This window comes from Asticcacaulis sp., assembly GCF_027484505.1.
In the GTDB taxonomy this organism is placed as follows: Bacteria; Pseudomonadota; Alphaproteobacteria; order Caulobacterales; family Caulobacteraceae; genus Asticcacaulis.
Window position 1 is genome coordinate 1 of record NZ_JAIXSV010000270.1, and the last position, 2863, is coordinate 2863.

Sequence of the window (2863 nt, forward strand, 5' to 3'; positions counted from 1 at the left end):
GGTCGATGCACAAGTAACGACCGAGATCAGAATCCAGATCCACCGCCCCGTTCTTGGATGCAGGCAAGTAAGCCACGCACACGTACTTTTTGTTGATCAAGTATTTTTGTTGGTTGTAGCTGATCGGACCCAACGCTTCAATTCTAGTTCGTTTGCGCTTGCTGTTGCTGTTGCTATTCTCACTTTCCTTTCGTTGCGCCTTGGCGATTTCCTCGGCTTTCCAGTTAAAAGGAATACGGATGTTCACAAAGCCAGGCGTGAATGTACCCAAATCGACACTTTCGGCCATGACATCCCCAGCCAGTCTGACCAGGGTATTTTGCAGCGCCGAGGCAATGGACAGAATTTGATCAATGGTGACACGCAAACGAAACATGTGCACATGAGCACCGATTTTGTCACTGGGTTTGGAAGTGCCGTTGATGGAAGCCATGGCAAAGGCGTCAAACAGTTTGTTTTTCGGATCCGTAGTTGGATAGAAAGTGCGCACGACATTCTGGGTGTGGTAAGCCACCGCGGCCGCAAAAATACTGCCTATCCAGTTTTGCGCGTCAACGTCCGTGATGAACAGGTCGGTGAGGGTAAAGTTTTGTCCGGTAGTGGGCTGGACCTCGGCTATGGTGAAAGGATTGGAGCGGAATTCAGAGAGAATGTCGCTGATGGACACGCACAAGGATGGCCAGCGCTCGTACAGCATTCTTGGCAGCCTTTTCCTGTCCATCATAAAAGCAGACCACTTTTCGTCACGAAACATGGGCTCGGCCAAGCTGAAAATGGCGCCCGCGACGGCCAGCATCTTCTCTTCCGACGCCTGGTCGGGATCAAGCATTTTCTTGGCATCAATATCGACAAAAAAGGCAAACACACCATCTTTGTCGGGTGGACCATTCGCCGAAATGCAAAGAGGATGGCCGCCAGCAAGCGTGCGTGCAATCAAATTAAGAAAAATGCTATTTTTGCCAGGCGGGACATGAAAGCTGCCGTTGTGTCCACAATCGTTTGATCCATCCATGGACACATGGGTGGCCGTGCCTTTTTCGCTGTGACCAGTAAAGCCTTCTCTTCGACACGCTTCCAAAAACTCTTTCGTGGTGAGCGTGGTGCCTTGTGCCAAAGTTCCTCTTTCCGCCATGTTTGCAGAAGAAAAGAAAAATGAAGTGTATGGAAAAAATACCTTTTTTTCCTTCTTCCCATTTTTTTTTTTGTTCAGAAAAAAAAAAATCTATTTTTTTTTTGTCGCAAGCAAGCCCAAAACCCGACTTTTTTTTTGGATGAAAAATCACATTTTTCTTAAAAAGGATGGAGGAGGCAGCTGCTGAAAAGTTTGTGTTGGAACTCTTCCAACAGCTTGTTTGCGAGGCGCCAACAAAAGACGAAATTGCCGGCTATGCAAGCGAGTGGTCGGAACGCCTCAAGGCCGGAAAAAATCAATCTCACAAACAAGACAACTCGCTCTTTTTTGTGACTGCTTGGGGTGTAGCTTGTAGAATCAATGTCACGGCAGCTGGCAAGTCTATTGTTTTGGCAGAAGTCGTCCACGATCAAGATGGGAACAAGTCGACCATTTACTGGTTCAAGAACACAAAATTCACATCTTTGTACGACAAAAACCAGCCATTGGCCCCCGCCATGTCTGTATTTGGTTGCATGTTCAACCAATACATGAGCAAGCTTGCGCCGGAAGTCAAACATGAAGTTTATCGGCATTGCATTGAAGTTTTAAAAGTCAAGCACGAAAAGTTTAATTTTCCCATGACTGGGTTTATCAGAGATGATGAAGCGGAAGCCGCGTCCAACGACATGGCTTTGTTGCTATCTTAAACGCAATCTCTTTTTCCTTCCTGCTGCTTTCTTTTCTTTTTCTTCCTCTTCTTCTTCTTCTTCTTCCTCTTCCTCTTCTTCTTCCTCTTCATGTTCTTTTTCTTCTTCCTCTTCTTCGTCTTTCCACACCATGTCGTCTTCTTCCTCTTCCGAAACGACAATACTTTCATCTTCTTCGCCATATTCATCGGGATATTCAAATTCCTGCTCCTCATCCTCCTCTTCGTCATGTTCGTCTCCGCCTCCTCCTTCTTCTTCATCCTCGTACTCTTCTTGATCACTTGTATCATCTTCCTCCTGGTCATTGTCCATGTCCACATCATGAATATCATCGTCATCATCGTCCTTTTGCCGCTTGTGGCGTTGACTTTTTTTGTGATTTGTTGAACTTATTGAAGCATTTGAAGCTGAAGACATGGCTTGCGCAAACGACGCAACGGTGCTGGCTTCTGCCAAGCCGTTAGTAGAAGTGGAGCGGCAAACGGCCTTGATAATTTTACTTATTTTGGCAGCGGTGCAGAGAGGCGAATGCGGTTGAAACACAACCGGGAAGACGGTCAATTCCGGACAAAATTGCAAATCAACTACGTCTGTCAGCGGCGTGGTAATTGGGTCAAAGTGTTTTGTCTGCCAAATGTTTATGTTGTCGTCTTCATTGGCTGCGTTTCCTTGGACGGTGCACTGCAAAAAACATCTGGTTCGACCATGCTGTTTCTCCCAGCTCACCCATGGATCTTCAAGGCTGTTGCAAAGCGTCCCTTCCTTCAAAGCAGTGTCGTCTGCTTTTTCCAGCACAAAGATCTTCAATGTGGATGGAACAGCTGTTTTTTTTCTTGGTGGGACCATCGGCGATTTAATGATTGTTATGTTATATTTTTCTCGATCAAAAAAAAAAATGTCAAGAAAAAAAAATTAAGTTTGCAGCTCACAAAATAAACACACATTTCCTTCTGTTTCGCCATGGCTGCCAGACCGCCGAAATTTAACAGCAGAGCCGAGTACATGCAGTACATGGCTTCTCGCCAACGACAACAACAACAAC

The 2863-nt window shown here is 46.0% G+C and carries 3 protein-coding genes; 1 reads left to right on the forward strand and 2 read right to left on the reverse strand.

Annotated features, from left to right (window positions below):
• Positions 1-1114, reverse strand: a 1114-nt coding sequence (locus tag Q0072_RS15935; RefSeq protein WP_298332102.1) for a hypothetical protein, incomplete at its 3' end; no start/stop codon positions are given.
• Between the two features lie 185 nt (positions 1115-1299).
• On the opposite strand from Q0072_RS15935, the gene Q0072_RS15940 reads away from it, so the two are divergent.
• The gene (locus Q0072_RS15940; protein WP_298332105.1) at positions 1300-1821 is read left to right on the forward strand and encodes a hypothetical protein; all 522 of its coding nucleotides are present in this window, start codon (positions 1300-1302) and stop codon (positions 1819-1821) included.
• Here Q0072_RS15940 and Q0072_RS15945 read toward each other — a convergent pair.
• Positions 1813-2616: a hypothetical protein gene (locus Q0072_RS15945; protein WP_298332107.1), complete on the reverse strand. Its 804-nt coding sequence runs from the start codon at positions 2614-2616 to the stop codon at positions 1813-1815. The genes Q0072_RS15940 and Q0072_RS15945 overlap by 9 nt on opposite strands.
• Between the last annotated feature and the right edge of the window lie 247 nt (positions 2617-2863).